Here is a 17,584-nt window from a genome sequence, read left to right on the forward strand (position 1 = left end):
ATTATTTCTCCTGTTGCTCAGGTTTCCACGTTCTTAAGCCCCAAATAACGAAGCCGATAATAAAGAACGCACTTGGTGCAAGAAGGAATAAACCGTTTGGTTGATACCAACCGCCGTCTTGAATAGTTTGGAATACAGGGAAACCAAACAAACGACCAGAACCGATTAATTCACGTAATGTGGCGACAATTAATAAGATCGCACCATAACCTAAACCGTTACCGATACCGTCAACAAAGCTTTCTAACGGTGGTGATTTCATCGCAAACGCTTCTGCACGGCCCATTACGATACAGTTTGTAATGATAAGACCGACGAATACAGAAAGCTGTTTAGATAAACCATAAGCATAAGCTTTTAATACTTGGTCAACCAAGATTACTAAAGACGCGATAATCGCCAGTTGCACAATGATACGGATACTATTTGGAATATAGTTACGAATCAATGAAATGAACAAACTGGAAAAACCGGTTACCAAACTTACCGCAATCGCCATAACGATCGCTGTTTGTAATTGGGTTGTTACCGCTAATGCAGAACAGATACCCAAAATTTGCAAGGCAATCGGGTTATTTTTAGCAATAGGATCTAATAAAAGACCTTTTAAATTTACTTTTGCATCAGCCATTATTTGATTTCTCCTGCTTTAAATTTCGCTAAGAATGGACCAAAGCCATTTTGGCTGAACCAATAATCAAATGAACCTTGAACACCATTACTGGTTAAAGTTGCACCTGATAAACCATCTACACCGTGCTCTTTATCTGCAGCAGAGCTACCTTTATAGATTTTGAATTTTTGGTTACCTTGTTCATCGAATAATTTTTTATCAACGAACTGTGCTTGCCAACGTGGGTTCGCAATTTCGCCCCCAAGACCAGCTGTTTCACCTTGATCATAGTAAGTAATACCTTTGATGGTATTTGCATCTGGTGCAACAGAAACAAAACCATACATGGTTGACCATAAACCACGGCCATACATTGGTAATACCACTTGGGTTACATTGCCTTGTTCATCTTTTACAAGATAAACACGCGCTTGGTTTGCACGAACCTTAATTCCTGCTTTATCAGCCTCAGCTGGGATAGCTTGGCTTTTAGCTGGATCTTTAACGGCATCTTTAGGTTCAAATTTATTAATTTCTTCTGCTGAAGCTTGAACGTAATCACCACTTTGCAAATCCACTAAACGTGGTTCAATAAATTTGCTGTAAGTGTCTTTAATTACTGATGCATTATCTTCTTTCATTAAGCCAGCAACAGTTAAAATGTTACGTTGAACGTCGAGTGCTTTTTGTTCATCTTGTTTGGATTTTAATGCTACTGCAGCACCAGAAACCACGATAGAACACACTAAACTTAGCAACACAACAACGGTAACTGTACCGCTAACGCTATCTTTATTAAATTTAGCCATTTGTTCTTGCTCTCCGACGTTTGATATTTGCTTGAACCACGATGTAGTCGAAAATTGGTGCAAATAAGTTTGCAAATAAAATCGCTAACATCATCCCTTCTGGATAAGCTGGGTTCACTGTACGAATTAATACAGCCATCACGCCAATTAACGCACCGTACCACCATTTACCCGTGTTGGTAAATGAAGCGGATACAGGGTCTGTAGCCATGAAGATCATACCAAGTGCAAAACCACCTAATACAAAGTGCCAATGCCAAGGCATTGAGAACATTTGGTTAGAATCAGAACCGATTAAGTTGAATAAGGTTGCAGTACCAATCATACCGATCATGACACCAGCCATAATGCGCCAAGAAGCAATTCGAGTGAATACAATCACTGCACCACCGATTAATAACGCAAGCGTTGAAACCTCACCCATTGAACCTGGGATATTACCAATGAATGCATCCATCCAAGTAATAGGTTGACCGGTTACAGTGTGTTGTAATGCAGCTTGACCACCTTGAGACCATTGTGAAAGTGCGGTTGCACCAGAGAAACCATCTGCAGCAGTCCATACTAAGTCACCCGAAATTTGAGCCGGATAAGCAAAGAATAAGAATGCACGACCAGCAAGTGCAGGGTTCATAAAGTTACGACCTACACCACCGAAGATTTCTTTCGCTACCACGATACCAAAGCTGATACCAAGCGCTGCTTGCCATAATGGCAATGTTGGTGGAACGATTAACGCAAATAAAATGGTTGAAACGAACATCCCTTCATTTACTTCGTGACCACGCACCACTGAAAACAATAATTCCCAAATTGTACAAACAGTAAATACTACTAAGTAAATTGGTAAGAAGAAGATCGCCCCTAACGCCATTTTTGAGCCCCAAGTTGCATTATTGGTTAAATCTAAACCTAATGAACTTGCAAGCGCATAGTGCCAATCGTTAGCAATTAATTGATCTAAATTGCCTAATTGATTTAAAGCTGGGATCGCTTGGTTACCCACATTGTACATCCCGTAAAAAATCGCTGGGAACAACGCAAGGAAAACCGTAATCATCATACGTTTTGAGTCTAACGCATCACGAACGTGTGTGTTTTTGTGCGTTACCGTACCTGGTGTATAAAGCAAGGTATAAATCGATTCAAAGATCGGATAAAGCTTGCTGTATTTACCGCCTGGTAAAAACGCGGGTTCCATTTTTTCAAAAAGATTTTTTAAACCCATTTTTAACCTTCCTTCTCAATCTTATCCAATACTTGACGCAAGATTGAACCGTATTCATATTTGCCCGGGCAAACGAAAGAACATAATGCTAAGTCTTCTTCATCTAATTCAAGACAACCTAACGCTTGTGAACCATCGGTATCGCCCACGATTAAATCACGTAATAATAATGTCGGTAAAATATCCAACGGCATCACGCGCTCATAGCTACCGATTGGTACCATTGCACGCTCACCACCATTTTCTGCGGTAGTGAAGTTGAATAATTTTTTACCAAAGTGACCCAATACGGTACGGGTAATCGAATATTTGTTCGATTGTGGTGTGATCCAACCTAAGAACTCTTTCTCATTACCTTCTGCAATCACAGACACTTGTAATGCATAACGACCTAAATAGTCATGAGCATCTTTTGCAGTTTGACCACAAAGCACAGAACCAGAAATCACACGGTTATTACCGTCTTTTAACTCACCTGCCGTTAATTGAGAAAGGTTAGCACCGATTACTGTACGAACTAAACGAGGTTCTTTCACTTGCGGACCAGCAAGAGAAACAATGCGTTCTACATAAAGTTCGCCCGTAGTGAATAATTTACCGACAGCAATCACATCTTGGTAATTGATGTGCCATACGGTTTTATTCACACCCACCGGATCGATAAAGTGAATATGTGTCCCCACTAAACCAGCAGGATGAACACCACCAAAATCATGTACTTTTAGGTTAGGTAAATCCACGGTTGGGATATTGCTATCACCCGCTTTACATAGATTTAATGGTTTATTTGGGAATAGACGACTTAATACGGTTAAACCGTCAATAAAATCTTGCCAATGCTCTTTTAACACCACCTCTGGATTTGCTGCCAAAGGATTGGTGTCCATCGCATTTACAAACAGAGAAGAAGGTTCTGCATCTACGGCAGGCACTTTGCTGAACGGACGAGTGCGGAACGCTGTCCACAAACCGGATTCAACGAGGTTTTGTTTAACTTGTTCAGAAGAAAGCGTATTGAGCTCACCTGCGTTATATTTAGCGAAAGTAACTTGATCGTTACCTTGCACATCAATGACCACAGATTGTAATACACGTTTTTCGCCACGATTAATTACAGTGATAGTACCACTCGCAGGGGCTGTGAAAACCACTCCAGGGTTTTTCTTGTCTTCAAAAAGCACTTGGCCTTTTTTCACGACATCGCCTTCGCGTACCTTCATAGAAGGACGCATACCCACATACTCTTCACCAAGAATCGCAACCTGATTCACAGCGTTACCGCTATGGATTACTTGTGCTGGTTTTCCTGCAATAGGAAGATCCAAGCCTTTTTTGATTGTAATCATACTGTTTGCACTACTTTTCTAGGTTAAAAACACGATTGCGATTAAAGCATACACTCTAAAAGCAATCTCGCGATTGAGCGTGACAGAAAACACTTTGAGATCAAAGTATTATTAACTGACACATAAATTTAAAAACTCAAATCTGTTTAATTTCTCGACGAGTAAGGAATGACTTACACATCCAGAAATTGAAATTCGAAAATTAAAAGCGCCTTATTCTATCGGAAAATGGGCTTTTATTCCACTTTACGCCCCCATTTTTTGTGAAATATTTGTGGACTTTTTAGACGGATATTTATCTGGAGCAAAATAAATATCCATCAAAATAAAAAGAGAGAACGCTTATCGCCTTCTCTCTTCTTATGAAAATCTAATATAGGGAACGTAAGGGAATACTTACTGTCCAACACCAAGACAATTTGGTGATTTTGGAAATGCTTCGCCTAGGCTCTCCCATTCGCTTTTTGTATAAAGATGAAGAGCTAATGCGTGAATGCCATTTTTTAAATCATCGGCAAAAAGTTGATAAAGTTTTTGGTGACGTTGCACCTTGCGCATGCCTTCAAAAGCATCGCTAACAATCACTAATTTAAAATGAGAATCAGCCCCTCGACCAGAACTATGCATATGGCTTTCATTTTCCACGGTAGCAAAGTGCGGTTGAAATTCGGCTTGAATTCTCTCTAATAACTCTTGCTGTTTTGACATAAATAAACTCCCTAACTTTTTGCTATACATTCAGCGTTAAGTTTGTAAGAATAACACAAATTAACCTAATTCAATGAGGAAATTATGAAAGTAACAAACAAAATCAAAGCATTATCAACAATGACGTTGGCCGCTACGACATTATTTTTAGCGGGTTGCCAAGCGCAATCTAATACCTTAACTTTTACCCCTCAATCACCGACTGCATCCATGAATATTAACCAATCAGCAGTGGTGACCGTCAATACTCGCGATTCTCGTCCACAACAAGAAATTGCAACTTATACTAAATCAGGTGAGCTGATTAAATTAAACGCATCACCAAGCGTTACTCAACTTTTCCAACAAGTGATGCAACAAAATTTAGTCAGCAAAGGTTTCCGTATTGGACAAGCTAATAATGCAAATGCTGGCGTAACTGTTGATGTAAAAGAATTCAACGCTAAAGTTGAGCAAGGCAATTTACGTTATACCTTAAACAGCAAAATTCAAGCGGTGGTTTATGTACAAGGCCCACGCGGACAATACAACAAAACCTTTAATGCAACCCGTTCACAATCTGGCGCATTTAATGCGAGCAATGATGAAATTCAAAAAGTGTTAGGCGAAACCTTCAAAGATATTGTTAATAATATTTATCAAGATCAAGAAGTTACTAACGCAATTAATCAATATACCAATTAATTAAAAAGTGCCGTGTCCTTTTCAATAATCACTTGACGAATACGCCTTTCAAGCGTAACATTCGACCGATTTTTTAACGAGAAGGACACACACTTTGGACAGTCATAGTCGATACCGAATATCGCTTTAGACTCTCGCCTCTTATCAGCGAGAGTTCGCTGGTAATCAATTTACCTTTCTTCGGCATCTTTTATCGAACGAAACCCATTTTAAAAACATACAAAAATTTGACCGCACTTTTCTCTCGTGCCAATTTCGTTTGATCTTTTTTTGTTCACAGTTGGATCTTCATAATCCCAAAAGGAGTATGACCAATGATTAACGCTTTTGCCATTAACGATTCCCGCTTGCTTCGTATTGATGACGAACCAGCCGATCTCAGTTCTGCCATTTGGCTAGATTTACTGGAGCCGACAGGGGAAGAACGTGAGATGTTGCAAGAAGGCTTAGGACAAAGTCTCGCCTCATTCCTCGAATTGGAAGACATCGAAGCATCCGCGCGTTTCTTCGAAGACGAGGACGGTTTGCACTTGCACTCATTCTTTTATTGTGAAGACGAAGAAAATTACGCCGACCTCGCAAGCGTGGCGTTTACTATTCGTGATGGGCGCTTATTTACCCTACGTGATCGTGAATTACCCGCATTCCGTTTATATCGTATGCGTTCCCGTAGTCAACGATTATTAGAATGTAATGCGTATGAAGTTTTGCTCGATTTATTTGAGACCAAAATTGAGCAATTAGCAGATGTTATCGAAAACGTGTATGCCGATTTAGAAAAATTAAGTCGCGTGATTTTAAATGGTACACAAGATGAAGCTTTCGATGAAGCCTTAAATACCCTAACAGAACAAGAAGATACCAGTTCTAAAGTGCGTTTGTGTTTGATGGATACACAACGTGCATTGGGTTTCTTGGTGCGTAAAACTCGCTTACCGCCAAATCAGTTAGAACAAGCACGAGAAATCTTACGAGATATCGAATCATTGCAACCGCATAATGAATCATTGTTCCAAAAAGTAAACTTTTTAATGCAGGCGGCAATGGGTTATATTAATATCGAGCAGAATAAAATCATGAAATTCTTCTCGGTGGTGTCGGTGATGTTCCTACCGGCAACACTTGTGGCATCTACTTACGGGATGAACTTTGAATTTATGCCAGAGATCCATTTTAAATATGGTTACCCAATGGCTATTGGATTAATGATTGGTGCGGCGCTTACGCCTTATATCTATTTTAAACGGAAAGGTTGGTTATAATGGAAATTTCCCAAACTGCATTATTTTTAGGATCGATTATCGATCTGTATTGTTTAGTGTTAATTTTACGCGTATGGCTCCCCTTAGCGAACGTGGATTATTACAATCCTATTTCTCAATTTACGCTGAAATTAACCCAGCCAGTTATTGCCCCATTGCGTAAAGTTTTTCCTGTGGTGAAAAAAGTGGAAACTACTGCACTGGTTTTAGTCTTCTTGCTTTGCGGATTGAAATCGGTTCTGTTTGGCGGGTTAAATCTCAACTACTTCCTACTATTGGGCATATTAGGGCTGATTAAAAATATCGGTATAGCCATTTTCTATGTGTTAATCGCTGGCGCAATTTTAAGTTGGTTTAATCGTGGCAATAACCCTGCATTCTATGCGTTATATCAACTTACTGAGCCATTATTAAAACCAATTAAACGTATTTTACCAACTGTGGGCGCGATTGATTTTTCACCGATGGTTATCGCCATTATTCTGTTATTTTTGAATAATCTCTTTTACGACTACTTCCAGGTTTTATGGGCTATCGCCGCTTAAAGTGCGGTCAAAAATAACATTATTTTTTCGGGCTGGATCTTCCAGCCCTTATTGTAAATGTGGTGAGTAAATTTAGTTATGTCAGCAATCGAACAAACACCTGAAGGACTACGTCTTAAAATCATTCTGCAACCCAAAGCCAGTAAAGATCAAATTGTGGGATTGCATGATGATGAACTCAAAATCACGATTAGCGCACCACCTGTTGATGGTCAAGCAAATACTCACTTGCTGAAATTTTTGAGTAAAGCATTCAAAGTACCTAAAAGCTCGATAGTTCTTGAAAAAGGTGAATTAAACCGACATAAACAAGTTTGGATTCCTTCGCCCAAATTAATTCCATCTGAAATTCAAAATCTCTTATAAAATCAGTAAAAAAATCACCGCACTTTCTACCAATTTTCCCCATTTTACGCTATCCTATACCACATTTTATAAAGCAAAATATGCCGCAAAGTGCGGTCAAAATTTAAGGTGATTTTCTATGCAACAACATTACCGTCCTGATTTGATTGAACCCGCTGTTCAACAATATTGGGCTGAAAATAAAGTCTTCAAAGCCATCAAAGATACATCTAAAGAAAAATATTACTGCCTTTCAATGTTCCCTTACCCATCTGGTCGTTTACACATGGGCCACGTGCGTAACTACACGATCGGTGATGTGGTTTCTCGTTATCAACGTATGAACGGCAAAAATGTGTTACAGCCAATTGGTTGGGATGCATTTGGTTTGCCGGCTGAAGGGGCTGCAATTAAAAATAAAACTGCACCCGCGAAATGGACTTACGAAAATATCGAATACATGAAAAACCAGCTCAAAATGTTGGGCTTTGGTTATGACTGGGATCGCGAAATTGCGACCTGCCGTCCAGAATACTATAAATGGGAACAATGGTTCTTCACTGAGCTTTACAAAAAAGGCTTAGTGTACAAAAAAAACTCAACCGTAAACTGGTGTCCGAACGATGTAACTGTGTTGGCGAACGAACAAGTGCACGACGGTTGTTGTTGGCGTTGTGATACTCCAGTAGAACAAAAAGAGATCCCTCAATGGTTTATTAAAATCACTGATTATGCAGAACAATTATTAGGTGGATTAGACCAACTACCACAATGGCCAGATATGGTTAAAACCATGCAACGCAACTGGATCGGTCGTTCTGAAGGGGTAGAAATTACTTTTGATGTAGCAGATACCGCAGAAAAAGTTGCGGTTTATACCACCCGTCCAGATACCTTCTATGGCGTAAGCTATTTAGGTATCGCGGCAGCGCATCCATTAGCGGACTTAGCGGCAGAAAAAAATCCTCAATTGGCTGAATTCATCCGTGAAGCGAAAAACGCCAAAGTGGCAGAAGCAGACCTTGCCACTATGGAGAAAAAAGGGATGGCAACTGGCTTATTTGCGATTCATCCGTTAACGGGTGAAAAACTACCAATTTGGGTCGCAAACTTCGTATTAATGCACTACGGTACTGGCGCGGTAATGGCGGTTCCAGCACATGACCAACGTGACTTTGAATTTGCTCAAAAATACAGTTTGCCAATTAAACAAGTGATCGCACCGCTTGCGGATGAAGAAATTGATTTAACTAGACAAGCTTTTGTTGAGCACGGAAAATTGGTTAACTCTGCTGAGTTTGACGGTTTGGATTTTGATGGCGCATTCAACGGTATCGCGGATAAATTAGAAAAATTAGGTGTAGGTAAACGCCAAGTTAACTATCGTTTACGTGACTGGGGCGTTTCCCGTCAACGTTATTGGGGTGCACCAATTCCAATGCTGACCTTGCCAAACGGAGAAACCGTACCGGCACCAATCGAAGATTTACCGATTATTCTACCGGAAGATGTGGTCATGGATGGCGTGAAAAGTCCAATTAAAGCGGATCCAAATTGGGCGAAAACCACTTTCAACGGAGAGCCTGCATTAAAAGAAACCGATACCTTTGATACCTTTATGGAATCGTCTTGGTACTACGCTCGCTATACTTCACCTAGCTATGCTGAAGGCATGTTGGATAAAGATGAAGCTAATTACTGGTTACCGGTGGATCAATATATCGGTGGTATCGAGCACGCGACAATGCACTTGCTCTACTTCCGTTTCTTCCATAAATTATTGCGTGATGCAGGTTTCGTCACTAGCGACGAGCCGGCACAAAAATTATTATGCCAAGGCATGGTGTTAGCCGATGCGTTCTATTACACCAGTCCAACCAACGAGCGTATTTGGGTAAGCCCAACGCAAGTGACCCTTGAGCGTGATGAAAAAGGTCGAATCATCAAGGCCACTGATCTGGAAGGCCATGAATTAGTGCATACCGGTATGACCAAAATGTCGAAATCGAAAAACAACGGTATCGACCCACAAGAAATGGTGGAAAAATACGGTGCAGATACCGTGCGTCTCTTCATGATGTTCGCGTCTCCTGCAGAAATGACACTTGAATGGCAAGAATCTGGCGTAGAAGGTGCAAAACGTTTCTTAGGTCGTGTATGGAATTTAGTGTATGAATACAGCCAAAATCCTGCAAAAACCGCTTTAGATGTGACCGCACTTTCTGCAGACCAAAAATCACTTCGCCGTGATGTCCATAAAACAATCGCGAAAGTGAGCGATGACATTGGTCGTCGTCAGACTTTCAATACGGCTATTGCAGCAGTGATGGAGTTAATGAACAAATTAACCCGTGCACCATTAGAAAGCGAACAAGATCGCGCTGTTATGGCTGAAGCATTAAGCGCAGTCGTGCGTATGCTTTATCCAATCACTCCGCACATCTGCTTTGAATTATGGAAAGCGTTAGGCAACGAAAGCAACATTGACCATGCAGAATGGGTGAAAGCTGATGAAGCGGCGATGGTAGAAGATGAAAAACTTATCGTGGTGCAAGTCAACGGTAAAGTACGCGGTAAAGTCACCGTTGCAGCTGATGCGGATGAAGAAACCGTGAAAACTGTTGCATTTGCAGATGAAAATGTGAAGAAATTTACTGACAATACACAAATCGTGAAAGTGATTTATGTACCAGGTAAATTGTTAAATGTGGTGGTTAAACCGCAATAATCCATAAAATAACCGCATTTTATTCCAAGCGTTGCATAAACAGCTCTTAACCAAAATAAAGTGCGGTGAATTTTACAGGTAATTTTTATGATGAAATCAATCAAAACGATCTGCTTAGTTGGGGTAACAGCCTTTTTAACTGCTTGTGGTTGGCACTTTGATAATGGTGCTGCGGTTCCTGCAGAATTAAAAACAATGGCCCTTGAAAGCAGCGACCCATACAGTGAAATGTCAATGGCAATGCGTAAGCAACTGCTTAGCAACAACGTAAACCTTGTTCCTGCAAAACAAGGTGTGCCAGTGTTGCGTTTAAATAAACAGACTTCAAGCGATAAAGTGGCGTCAGTCTTTAAACAAGGCCGAGAAGCAGAAAAAGTATTGACCCTTGATGTTGAAGCAAGTGTACGCTTGGCTAACGGAGAAACCTACCCAATCTCTGCAAAAATCAACCGCACTTTCTTTGATAACTCGCGTGCTGCATTAGCAAAATCAGCTGAGCGTGATGTGATTTGGAATGATATGCGCGAACAAGCGGCTCGCCAATTAATTAATAAAATGGCTGCCTTGCAACATCAAGTTCAAGGAAAATAATGAACCGCATTTTTCCTGAGCAACTGGCCTCTAACCTGAACAGCCATTTAGCGAAAGTCTATTTTTTGGTTGGGACAGATCCCCTGTTGCTCAGTGAAAGTGAAGATCTCATTCATCAAGCCGCCCTTCTTCAAGGTTTTGATGAAAAAAATCAAATCACCATAGATACTAATACTGACTGGTCTGCATTAATTGAGGCCAGCCAATCTATGGGGCTCTTTTTTAATAAGCAAATTTTCATTCTCAATTTACCCGAAAATCTGACCGCACTTTTGCCAAAAAACCTTCAGCAATTTATCAGTGGATTAAATGAAGATAGCTTGCTTGTCCTCACCTTGCCTAAATTGTCTAAAGCAGCCGAAAAACAAGAGTGGTTTATTCAGGCGAATCAATTTGAGCCACAAGCTGTTATCGTGAACTGCCAAACACCGAACTCAGAACAACTTTCTCGTTGGGTGAAGCATCGTACAAAAAATATGGGATTATCAGCTGATGAGGAAGCCGTTCAACTGCTTTGTTATAGCTATGAAAATAATCTACTGGCATTGAAACAAGCATTACAGCTTTTAGATTTGCTTTATCCTGATCACAAACTCACGTATAACCGCGTTAAATTAGTCGTAGAGCAATCTTCTGTCTTTACCCCTTTCCAATGGATTGATGCGTTATTATCAGGCAAGGCAAATCGCTCAAAGCGGATTTTGCGTGGTTTACAAGCTGAAGATGTGCAACCTGTTATTTTGTTGCGTACTTTACAGCGTGAACTACTCACGTTGCTAGAATTAACAAAACCACAACTACGCAATCCCTCTCTTAACACGAGTTTGCCTACACAGACACTCAAAGCGGATTTTGACCGTCTCAAAATTTGGCAGAGTCGTCGTCCTCTTTATACAGCGGCAATACAGCGACTCACCTATCAAAAACTCTTTGAAATTTTGCAAGAGTTGGCAGATATTGAGCGCACAACCAAGCAAGAATATGGTCAAGACGTGTGGGTAAAATTAGCAGACTTATCGGTTAAATTTTGCTTATAAAAAAATCTCGGCGTTAACCGAGATTTTTTATTATTGCGCAATTTTTAAATCTTGATACAGATAATTTCGATAGCTATTCACTAAATCCATATCCTTTGCATCTTCGAGCTTACCTTGGCTTAACTGACGCATAGCGATATTTGCTCGCATAAAGTCATCTTTCGGTGATAAACCTGCCACATCAAGTAATACGCCACCAACAAAGGCTAAATCTAAGAAATCTTGCTGTTGAACAAAGTCAGTTTTACGATTAGTTCTAACCACAAATTGAGTCACATAATCTGGATTTACAAAATTACCTTTTTTCGGTGGAAGCTGATTATCAAAAGCGACTTGGTGATCACCAAAATAACCGAATACATAAGGTGTTTCTCGTGCTTTTAAATAATCATTCAAGCCTTCGATTGCCTCATTAAGGCTAGCAATGCGATCAATATAATCATTTAAGCAAGAAATCGCTTTTCCCCCTAAACGCTTACTCGCCAAATTAAAATGATTTGGCATGTTCGTGTTGTAAGGGCCATGCTCTTTCATGGTTAGCACATAGACAAACATGGGCTGTTTCACATTTTCCAATGATGGATGCTGTTTCTGCAGAATCAGTTTGGTGTAATACATCATCTCTTCACTGCTAATATGCCAAAGATTTTTGCTGATTGATGCGGGATAGCCTAAATCTTGTGGTTGTAACATCAAGTCAAAACCAAAGTGCTCATAGGCAGGTTTTGCGTTGTAGTTACCTTTCGTAAAAGGCGATAATGCCACACAAAAATAGCCTTGCTCACGAAGATTTTTAATAAAACCCGTCTGTAAGTGTGGCACAACCGAATAAAACACCCCACTTGCTAAAGCACCAAAATCGGTTGAAGGCACCCCTGCAAGGAAAGCAAATTCAGATTTCCACGTTGCGCCACCCAGCGTATGTACACGCAATGGACTTACAAATGCGGTATCTTCCTGCTTATTAAACATTGAAAATGGCGGGATGGTTTCTGCATCAAAATCAAATTGATGGGGATTCAAGGTTGATTCTTGTAAACACACCACAATGTCAGGCTTTTCTGCACTTTCAGTTTTGCTCTCTGCCTTTTCACTTAAAAGTGCGGTCAGTTTTTCTTTAAATTTTTGGCTATCGCCTTCAAATTCTGGCACTTTAAAGAATACGCCACGACAAGACATTGGCAGGTTTAAGAAAACATCTCGACCATCATCTGGCAATGAATCTAGCCAGACTTTTGTCGCATCCGGATCTTTAGAATAATACCACATTAAACCAAAGCTTGTTGCTGCGAGTATTGCTGCAAATACGCGAAATCCAACAGATGCAGTTTCAACATCTGACCAGCCAAAGATAGCATACCCCAACAGACCTAATAGCCCCAACACGCCGAAAATGGCCCCTTTATAATGTAAGAGGGTTTCCCAATTTCGCCAGTCTGTTACAAGCCAAAAATCTGAAATGAGTAAAGGTTGTTTGTAGTAATGAATTTTCATTCGATGGAATAGCATCAACACCACAAAAAGTACGGACGCAAAATTCAATCCGCGTTGCCATTGACCGGTTATCGCAAACATTGAACTAAACAATAAGACGAATAATGCAATCGCAAAAAAATATGTCCAACGATAATGCGAATTGACGATAAAAATCACCGTCGCAATAAAAAATAAACTCAGAAAAATACTTGGAATCATAATAAATAAATTTGATTAAATGTTATTTGACACTTTCAGCCACTAAACGCTGAATCAGCTTTAAATTGGCTGGTGGGAATTGCCCTGCATCAAGCTCACTTTGTTCAAGCCAAAAACCTTCCTGACCTTCTCGACCAAACGGCTCGCCAATCCATTCAGTGACCAGATAAAAACTAAAATCTAAAATTTTGGTTGGATATTCAAATTGAAAACGTTCGTACAGCTCAGCATTTAAAATGTGAATGCCAATCTCTTCTTCCAATTCTCTTTTTAAAGCTTCTTCAGGTGTTTCACCTGCATCAACTTTGCCACCTGGAAATTCTAATGCTTGCGCAAAATCTTGCCCTTCTAAACGCTGGGTCAAATATAGCTGCCCAAATTCATTACGAATAATCCCTGCCGCAACTTGAATGATAGGCTTACTCATCGTTTTTCCTTATCTCGAAAGTAGAAAGAGCGGTCATTTTTAGCGGTGTTTTAAACACGCAAAAATTTAACCGCTCTTTACCTTAACTAAGCATATCGGGCTTTACTGCCGTGACAATGCTTGTATTTTTTACCTGACCCACAAGGACAAGGTTCATTACGTCCAATATGACGATCAGAATAGTCCTCGCTTTGAGCTTGCTCTGTATTTTCATCTACAGGTTGATGAGTTAATGCTTCACGTTCAGCCATTTCTTGACGTGCACGTTCCGCTTCTTCAATCTCTTCCTGTGTACGGACTTTCACGCGAGTAAGTGTCATAATCACATGATGTTTTAAAGAATCCAACATTTCAGTAAACATACGGAAAGATTCTTTTTTGTACTCTTGTTTTGGATCTTTTTGCGCATAACCACGTAAATGGATACCTTGACGTAAATAATCCATTGCCGCCAAGTGCTCCTTCCAAAGCTCATCAAGAGTTTGTAACATCACACCTTTTTCGAAATGACGCATGGTTTCTTCACCCGCAAGCGCTTCTTTCGCTTTGTATTCATCTTCGGCTTCTTGAATAATGCGCTCACGCAAGTTTTCTTCATGAAGATTGTTATTTTCTTCTAACCAATGTTCAATTGGTAACTCAAGACCAAACTCTTGCGCTAAACGCTCTTCTAAGCCTTTAATATCCCATTGTTCTTCCAATGATTGTGGCGGAATATATTGGTCAATCACATCATTAAATACATCGCTGCGAATTGCTTTGATAGTCTCTGAAATATCATCGTTATCGAGCAAGTAATTACGTTGTTCGTAAATTGCATGACGTTGGTCGTTAGCCACATCATCATATTCAAGCAAGTTTTTACGACCATCAAAGTGGAAGGCTTCTACTTTCGCTTGCGCCGATGCAATCACTTTAGCGAGAAGTTTAGACTCCATCGCTTCACCTGGTTGGGTGAAGGCTTTACGCATCATATTTAATTTACCTTCATTCAGATAAATACGCATTAAGCCATCTTCCAAAGAAAGGTAGAAACGTGAAGAACCTGGGTCACCTTGACGACCTGAACGACCACGCAACTGGTTATCAATACGGCGTGATTCATGACGTTCTGTCCCGATAATGTGTAAGCCACCAGCTTGCATCACGATCTCGTGATTTTTCTCCCACTCAGCTTTAAGTGCCTCAATTTGCTCTGGAGTTGGGTTCTCTAATTTTGCCGCTTTTGCTTTCCAGTTACCACCGAGGATAATATCGGTACCACGACCCGCCATGTTAGTTGCAATGGTTACTGCACCTGGCGCCCCTGCTTCCGCAACAATTTCCGCTTCTTGTGCGTGGAATTTTGCATTCAATACGTTGTGTTTGATACCCGCTTTATCTAACGCTTGAGAAAGCATTTCAGATTTTTCAACTGATACGGTACCGACAAGAACTGGTTGATTGCGAGCGACACAGTCTTTGATATCTTCAATAATTGCATTGAATTTGTATTCTTCATTCTCAAACATGACGTCCGTACGATCATCACGAATCATTGGACGATTGGTTGGGATAACGACAGTTTCCAAACCATAAATTTGTTGGAATTCAAAGGCTTCGGTATCTGCTGTACCAGTCATACCCGCTAATTTGTCATAAAGACGGAAGTAGTTTTGGTAAGAAATCGACGCAACAGTTTGGTTTTCACTCTTAATTTCTACGCCTTCTTTTGCTTCGATTGCTTGGTGTAAACCATCAGACCAACGACGACCCGCCATAGTACGACCAGTATGTTCATCGACGATCACGATCTCACCATCTTTCACGATATAGTCTACATCGCGCTCAAATAAAGTATTCGCACGTAACGCTGCCATAACATGGTGTAGCAATACAATGCGCGCTGGTGAATAAAGAGAATCACCTTCTGGCATTAAACCTTGTTCAATTAACCAATTTTCAACTTTTTCTTGACCACGTTCAGTCAAATACGCTTGTTTGGTTTTAAGATCTAAGGTGTAGTCGCCTTCACCGGTATATTCTTCCGTATCTTCTTTTTCTTGCTTAATTAAATTCGGAATTAGTTTATTTACCGCAATATAAAGTTCAGAGCTGTCTTCTGCTTGGCCTGAAATAATCAATGGTGTACGCGCTTCATCGATTAAAATTGAGTCAACTTCATCCACTAAGGCATAGCCTAAATGACGTTGGAAACGCTCTTCTTTGGAATGGGCTAAGTTATCACGAAGGTAATCGAAACCTAATTCGCTGTTTGTCGCGTACGTAATATCTGCCGCATAAGCTTCACGTTTTGCTTCAGGCGGTAAACCAGGGATATTCACTCCAACAGTCATACCTAAGAATTCAAATAATGGGCGGTTAGTTTCCGCGTCACGACGTGCTAAGTAATCATTCACGGTTACAACGTGTACACCTTTACCTTCCAACGCCATCAAATAACAAGGCAAGGTTGCGGTTAAGGTTTTACCTTCACCCGTACGCATCTCTGCGATACAACGGTTTGTTAGCACCATACCACCGATTAATTGCACATCGAAATGGCGCATACCGAGTACACGTTTACCCGCTTCACGCACGGTAGCAAACGCTTCAGGTAAAAGTTGTTGTAAAGTTTCACCATTAGCTAAACGACTACGGAATTCTTCTGTTTTTGCTCTTAATTCATCATCACTTAATGCTTCAAAAGCGGGCTCCATTTTGTTGATTTTCGCAACTTGTTTTCTTAATCTGCGTAAAATACGTTCGTTACGGCTGCCAAAAATTTTTGTTAAAAAACTCATAATTTCTCTTTCAAATAAAAATAAAAAGGATCATCCGATTAAAAAATCGGCTCGTTCAAATATAAAGGAAAATTAAATGATAGCTGGACCGGCGCGAATAGGAGCAAAAACAGGAAACTCTGCCGCGATAAAGTGCGGTTGAATTTTTTCGTGTTTTTGATTGGAATGGGTTTTGTGATTTGTTGGCTGAGGTTGAACCTGCAATGCTTGACGAATTTCACGCACTGCAATCAACATATGTTGTTCAGATGATGTTTGGTAATTTTCGCCACTCATATTTGATGAAGGCGGCGCCTCCAATCCCTGAGCAACAGGTAAAGCAAAAATCGCAATCATGCTTAACAGCAACTGCGACCAGAAATTTGTTTTACCTTTGTTTGATTTCATCATCTTATTGTCTCTGACAAAATTTGTGTGTATTGTATCGGAAATTCAACGTAAAGTCATTATTGGGGTATTTTTGTGGAAAACAAGCATGAGCGTTATCAAAAAGCCATGAATATTATTGATGTGCTGGAAGGATCTCAATTTGCCAAAATCATGCAGAAAGGGTTAATGTTGAATGAACTGAACCAAAACATCAGCCGCCTTTTCCCACAAGAATTCAAAGGGCTCTTTCGGTTAGGTTCCATCACAGATGGGAAACTCTTTGTTGAAGTCAAAAGTGCAGTCGTTCGCCAAGGGATTTTATTTCGCCAAAGCGAATTACTCGCCGCAATTCAACCGACTTATCCCGAAGTAAAAGGCTTTGAGATTAAAATCAATCCCGAACTAACCTACTAA

Annotated in this window: 17 protein-coding genes; 8 read left to right on the forward strand and 9 right to left on the reverse strand. The window is 40.3% G+C overall.

The genetic code is table 11. The features are described 5' to 3' along the window. Position 1: 1 nt before the first annotated feature. The 5 genes from INP95_RS00870 to INP95_RS00890 form a co-directional block, all read right to left on the reverse strand. Positions 2–631, reverse strand: coding sequence for an NADH:ubiquinone reductase (Na(+)-transporting) subunit D (locus INP95_RS00870; protein ID WP_049379887.1), 630 nt, complete (start codon positions 629–631; stop codon positions 2–4). Beyond that, positions 631–1,422 carry a Na(+)-translocating NADH-quinone reductase subunit C gene (locus INP95_RS00875; protein WP_005695373.1) on the reverse strand — a complete coding sequence of 264 codons (792 nt, stop codon included), beginning with the start codon at positions 1,420–1,422 and terminating at the stop codon, positions 631–633. Before INP95_RS00875 ends, INP95_RS00870 begins: the two co-directional genes overlap by 1 nt. Continuing rightward, positions 1,415–2,650 carry an NADH:ubiquinone reductase (Na(+)-transporting) subunit B gene (locus tag INP95_RS00880; RefSeq protein WP_070590272.1) on the reverse strand — a complete coding sequence of 412 codons (1,236 nt, stop codon included), beginning with the start codon at positions 2,648–2,650 and terminating at the stop codon, positions 1,415–1,417. Before INP95_RS00880 ends, INP95_RS00875 begins: the two co-directional genes overlap by 8 nt. A 2-nt stretch (positions 2,651–2,652) precedes the next feature. Continuing rightward, entirely contained in the window at positions 2,653–3,996 is a 1,344-nt protein-coding gene (locus INP95_RS00885) for a Na(+)-translocating NADH-quinone reductase subunit A (protein WP_197560712.1), read from the reverse strand. A 396-nt stretch (positions 3,997–4,392) separates the two neighbouring features. After that, positions 4,393–4,704, reverse strand: coding sequence for a BolA family protein (locus INP95_RS00890; RefSeq protein WP_049369782.1), 312 nt, complete (start codon positions 4,702–4,704; stop codon positions 4,393–4,395). 84 nt (positions 4,705–4,788) lie between these two features. On the opposite strand from INP95_RS00890, the gene INP95_RS00895 reads away from it, so the two are divergent. The 7 genes from INP95_RS00895 to holA all read left to right on the forward strand — a co-directional run bounded on the left by INP95_RS00895 (position 4,789) and on the right by holA (position 11,896). Next, a complete protein-coding gene (locus INP95_RS00895; protein ID WP_197560713.1) occupies positions 4,789–5,388 on the forward strand; it encodes a YajG family lipoprotein in 600 nt (199 codons plus the stop codon). A gap of 314 nt (positions 5,389–5,702) precedes the next feature. Continuing rightward, a complete protein-coding gene (gene corA / locus INP95_RS00900; RefSeq protein WP_197560714.1) occupies positions 5,703–6,650 on the forward strand; it encodes a magnesium/cobalt transporter CorA in 948 nt (315 codons plus the stop codon). Continuing rightward, positions 6,650–7,195 (forward strand): YggT family protein, encoded by a 546-nt coding sequence (locus tag INP95_RS00905; RefSeq protein WP_049358015.1) that lies wholly within the window; start codon positions 6,650–6,652, stop codon positions 7,193–7,195. Before corA ends, INP95_RS00905 begins: the two co-directional genes overlap by 1 nt. A gap of 78 nt (positions 7,196–7,273) precedes the next feature. Continuing rightward, positions 7,274–7,561: a DUF167 family protein YggU gene (yggU, locus tag INP95_RS00910; protein WP_049358014.1), complete on the forward strand. Its 288-nt coding sequence runs from the start codon at positions 7,274–7,276 to the stop codon at positions 7,559–7,561. 118 nt (positions 7,562–7,679) lie between these two features. After that, positions 7,680–10,268: a leucine--tRNA ligase gene (gene leuS / locus INP95_RS00915; protein WP_197560715.1), complete on the forward strand. Its 2,589-nt coding sequence runs from the start codon at positions 7,680–7,682 to the stop codon at positions 10,266–10,268. A gap of 87 nt (positions 10,269–10,355) precedes the next feature. Continuing rightward, a complete protein-coding gene (locus INP95_RS00920) occupies positions 10,356–10,859 on the forward strand; it encodes an LPS-assembly lipoprotein LptE (protein WP_197560716.1) in 504 nt (167 codons plus the stop codon). Further along, positions 10,859–11,896 carry a DNA polymerase III subunit delta gene (gene holA, locus INP95_RS00925; protein ID WP_070590239.1) on the forward strand — a complete coding sequence of 346 codons (1,038 nt, stop codon included), beginning with the start codon at positions 10,859–10,861 and terminating at the stop codon, positions 11,894–11,896. Before INP95_RS00920 ends, holA begins: the two co-directional genes overlap by 1 nt. 30 nt (positions 11,897–11,926) lie before the next feature. Here holA and INP95_RS00930 read toward each other — a convergent pair whose 3' ends face one another. From INP95_RS00930 to secM, 4 genes are all read right to left on the reverse strand, one after another. Next, complete coding sequence (locus tag INP95_RS00930) at positions 11,927–13,591, reverse strand: sulfatase-like hydrolase/transferase (protein WP_070590236.1); 1,665 nt, start codon at positions 13,589–13,591, stop codon at positions 11,927–11,929. Positions 13,592–13,613: 22 nt separating this feature from the next. Continuing rightward, positions 13,614–14,018 (reverse strand): 8-oxo-dGTP diphosphatase MutT, encoded by a 405-nt coding sequence (gene mutT, locus INP95_RS00935; RefSeq protein ID WP_005699596.1) that lies wholly within the window; start codon positions 14,016–14,018, stop codon positions 13,614–13,616. Between the two features lie 86 nt (positions 14,019–14,104). Continuing rightward, complete coding sequence (secA, locus tag INP95_RS00940; RefSeq protein WP_197560717.1) at positions 14,105–16,801, reverse strand: preprotein translocase subunit SecA; 2,697 nt, start codon at positions 16,799–16,801, stop codon at positions 14,105–14,107. Between the two features lie 72 nt (positions 16,802–16,873). Continuing rightward, on the reverse strand, positions 16,874–17,191 hold the full coding sequence (gene secM, locus INP95_RS00945) for a secA translation cis-regulator SecM (RefSeq protein WP_005698080.1): 318 nt from the start codon (positions 17,189–17,191) through the stop codon (positions 16,874–16,876). A 72-nt stretch (positions 17,192–17,263) separates the two neighbouring features. Here secM and INP95_RS00950 point away from each other — a divergent pair, with 72 nt between their 5' ends. Further along, positions 17,264–17,584 (forward strand): DciA family protein, encoded by a 321-nt coding sequence (locus tag INP95_RS00950; RefSeq protein ID WP_070590223.1) that lies wholly within the window; start codon positions 17,264–17,266, stop codon positions 17,582–17,584.

It is taken from the genome of Haemophilus parainfluenzae (assembly GCF_014931375.1).
GTDB lineage: Bacteria > Pseudomonadota > Gammaproteobacteria > Enterobacterales > Pasteurellaceae > Haemophilus_D.